This is a genomic window from Mycoplasma enhydrae (genome assembly GCF_025779955.1).
Classification (GTDB): Bacteria; Bacillota_I; Bacilli_A; order Mycoplasmatales; family Metamycoplasmataceae; genus Metamycoplasma; species Metamycoplasma enhydrae.
Genome location: NZ_JAOXHI010000016.1, coordinates 1 through 4,062, shown reverse-complemented (window position 1 = coordinate 4,062; position 4,062 = coordinate 1). Strand labels below are relative to the sequence as shown.

The window sequence follows — 4,062 nt, the reverse complement described above, 5'->3', positions numbered from 1 at the left end:
ACAAGCACTAAAAGATGCCAAAGATGCACTAGACAGAATTGTTAAAGAAGCCCTTCAACAAGCAGATAATGCTTTAGAAGAAGCTGAAAATAATAAAAATAGTGAAGATAAAGCAAAATTAACTGAAGTTCTTGGAAAATTAGCAAGCGCTAAAACAAAATTAGAAGACGCTAAAAAAGAAACAGAAAAAGCAGGCGATGTTGCAAGTACTAAAAAAATTACAGATAAAATTGCTGAAATCAATGCTAAAACCACTCTAATCGAAGCTAGAAAAGCAGCAGTTGAACTAAAAGAACAACAAATTGCCGCTGAAAAAGCCAAAATCAAAAAGCAAATTGAAGATCTAGAACAAAAAACCAAAGATGTTGAAGGTGTTTTAAATTCTTCTAATAAATCAGATATAGTTAATGCTAAAAATGATCTTGAACAAGAAATTAAAAATGCTCAAGAACTATATGATAAAAATAAAGATGAACCTAAACTTAATGATGATAATAAAACCTTAAAAGATAAAATTGATGCTGCTCAAGAAACCTTAAATAAAGCAGCTGAAGCAATTGAAAAAATTGAAAATAAAGAACAAGAAATTAAGACTAAAATTCTTGAAGCTACTACAGAACTAGATAAATCTAATGAAGCTGCTAAAGAAGCCTTAAAAGGTGAAGATTTAGATAAACTTAAAGCAGCTCAAGATCCTTTAAATAAAGCAATTGAAAAAGCTAAAGAAGCTATTCAAAAAGCTAAAGATAACAATTTAGAAGATGAAGCTAAAGATTTAAAACAAAAACTACAAGAAGCTGAACAAACCAAACAAGCTCTAGATAATAAAGTAAAAGCTAAAGAAGCTGAGGATCTAGCAAGTAATAAGCAAAAAATAACTAATGCTATCCAAGGGTTAGATGAGGCTATAAACGTAGTAGATGAAGCTTTAAAAGCTGAACACAAACATAATTTAGCTAAAGCAGCTGATGCATTAAATAAAATAAATACTGCTTTAGAAGCAGCTAATAATACTAAAAATGAACTAGAACCTAAAAAGGATAATTTTAAAGCTGAATTTAAAGAACTAGAAAATAAAATCAAAATTGCTGAACAAAAACAAGCAGATATTTTAGCTCGTAAAAATCAAATTGATCAAGAAAGAAACGATGCTAAACAACAATTAAAAGATATTCAAAAATCTTTTGAAGAAAACTCAAATCATTATGATACTAACAAAGATAATTTAGCAGAAGTAGAAAAATCAATAGCAGCTTTTGAAAAAAATAAAACAGATATTGAAAAATTACTACAAAAACTTGATGACATTAGCTTTGATGATCCCAAAGTTGAAGCTGATGCATTAAAAACCAATATTATAAATAAACTAACTGAAGCGAGAAATCAAAAATCAGCACTAGAAACAGCTGCAGAACAAGAAAGACAAAGAATTGGTCAACTAAAACAAAACTTAAATACTGCCAAAGAAGCTTTAAAGCAATTAACTGAAACCTTAAATAAGGCAGTTGGTTTAGATGATAGACAAACTGCACTAGATGCTTTAGAATCGAAACTAGCCGAAGTTCAAAACTTAGATAGTATTTCAAATGATGATAAAACTAAAAATGCTAAAACTGAATATGATGCTTTCAAATCAGCTTATGATGATGCTAATAATTTAGTTGCAACTCAAAAACAACAAATTAAACAAGCTAAAGAAGAAATTGAAAACAAAGTTAAAGATCTAGAACAAAAAGCTAAAGAAGCTATTCAAAAGGTTGACACAGCTATTGCAGATAATAAAGCAACTGATTTACAAACTTCATTAACAGAATTAGGTGACTTAGAAACTAAACTAGATGATTTAATTAAAGAGATTGAACCTAAAAAATACAAAGCTCAAACTGGTAAAGCTAAAGATTTATTAAAAAATGTTAAATCTAAAAAAGATGAAGTTAACCAAAAACTAAATGCTGAAAATAATAGAATTAATAAAGTTAAAACTGAATTAGAAAAAGCTAAAAATGATTTAGCAGCTGCTAAACAAAAAGCAACTGATAATATTAATAATATTGATGAGCTTAAAAAAGCTATTGTTGCTTTAGAAGCCCAAAAAACTACTTCTCAAGGCAAATATGATGAACATAATATACCTATTAACCAAGCTGTTGGTGAACTTCAAACAGCTTTAGATAATCTAAAAGATGAATTAAGTGGTATAGATGCATTTATAACTGACTTAAAACAAAAACAAGCAGATAATGAAAAAGAAGTTAAAGATAAATTAGATGATGCTTTAAAGAAAGCTGAAGATGCCATTAAAAAAGCAGATGAAGCCGGTACTGATAAATCCAAATTAGATGAAGCTAAAGACGATTTAGAAAAAGCCAAGGAAGCCTTAGAAGAAGCAAAACAAAAAGCTGAAGAAAAAGGTGATGCTGATTCAGCTAAACAAGCTGAAGATAAAGCAAAAGAAGTAACTGATAAATTAGCTGAAATCAATAATAAATTAGATGATACCATTGCAAAAGAAATTGATGGTGCAACTACAGCATTAAAAAATGCTATTGATAATCTAAATTCAAAAGATGGAGTTGATGAACTAACTACAGAACTGCCAAAATTTGAAGATGAAATTACTAAAGCTAAAGCCGTTTATGATAAATATAATAAAGATGAATACAAAAACAAAGTTTCAGTCCCTGAAAAATTAGAAGCACTAAAAAACACTTTAGATCAAGCAACCACTCTTAAAACAACTAAAACAAATGATAGAGATACTAAAAAACAAGCTACTGAAACTAAATATACTGAAGCTGAAACTGCTAAAAATGAGGCATTTACAGAAGCAAATGATGCTGGTGAGGATTCAACTAAATTAGCGGCAGCTTTAGAGAAACTAAGAGCAGCAAGACAAAAAGCAGCTGATGCCAAGGCTTTAGCTATTACTAATAAATATAAAGAATACGAAACCAAAGCTGAAAACTTAGAAAAAGCAATTGATGATAAAATTACTGAAACACAGGAAGCTCTAGACAATGCCAAGGGTGAAGATGCTAGAGTTGACGCTTTAGAAAAAGACTTAAAAGAAGTTATTAAAAACCTTGAAGCAAAACGTAATGAAGCTAATGCTGCTAAAGGTAACATTGATTCATTGGACAGAATCCTACCTGATTTAAACACTTTAAACACCAATGCTATTCAAAAACACAATGATGAAAACAAACCAGAAAACACTAAGCATCAAAAACTTGATGTTGTTCTAAAACAACTAAAAATGCTAACTGATGAAGTTAGTGGTATTTACAATGCTCTAAATACAGAGAATACTAAAGATAAAAAAGAAATAACAGATGCTTTAGCTAAAGAAAAAGAAGCATTTAATAATTTAAAACAAGAAGTTAAAAATGCTATAGATTCAAAAAATATTACCGATCTTAAGAAAGTAATTGAAAAACTAAAAGAAATTAAAGAAAATGCTGAAAAAGTTAAAAATAGTGCAACTTCAAAACACTATTCAGCTAAAGAAACAGAAGCACAAGCCTTAATTACTGACATAACTAAGTCTATAAAAGAAGCAGATGATGCTTTAAAAGAAGCAGAACAAAGTGAACAAGACAGAATTAACACAGTTAAAGAAGCACTAAAGAACGCTACACAAAGTTTATTAGCTAAAAAACAAGAATTAGATGGCAAAACTAAATATGATGAAATTAATTTAGCTGTCGGAACCACTAACACTGAAATAGAAAGTGCAAAAAATGTTCTAAGACAACACAATATTGATAAAAATAAGGCTATCGCTGAACTAAAAACTGAATTGGACAATTTAACTAATACAATTTCAGATACCGAAACATCGATTACAGCTGCTGAAACTAAAGCCGCAACAATTAAAACTAAGCATGAAGGTTTATATAAAACTTTTAAAGACACTGATTATAAAAACGCTGAAACTCTAGCTAAAAATACAGGTACAGAAATTGTTAAAATTAATCAAGCAATTCAAGCATATGAAAAAGCTCTAACTAAAGTCAGTGAGATAAAAACTAATGCTAATAATGATGGTTACACTGATTTAGA

At 29.0% G+C, this 4,062-nt stretch carries 1 protein-coding gene; it reads left to right on the top strand.

The features are described from left to right. Positions 1–4,062: hypothetical protein (locus OF364_RS02965; RefSeq protein WP_263774126.1), on the top strand; the 4,062-nt coding region annotated here is incomplete at both ends.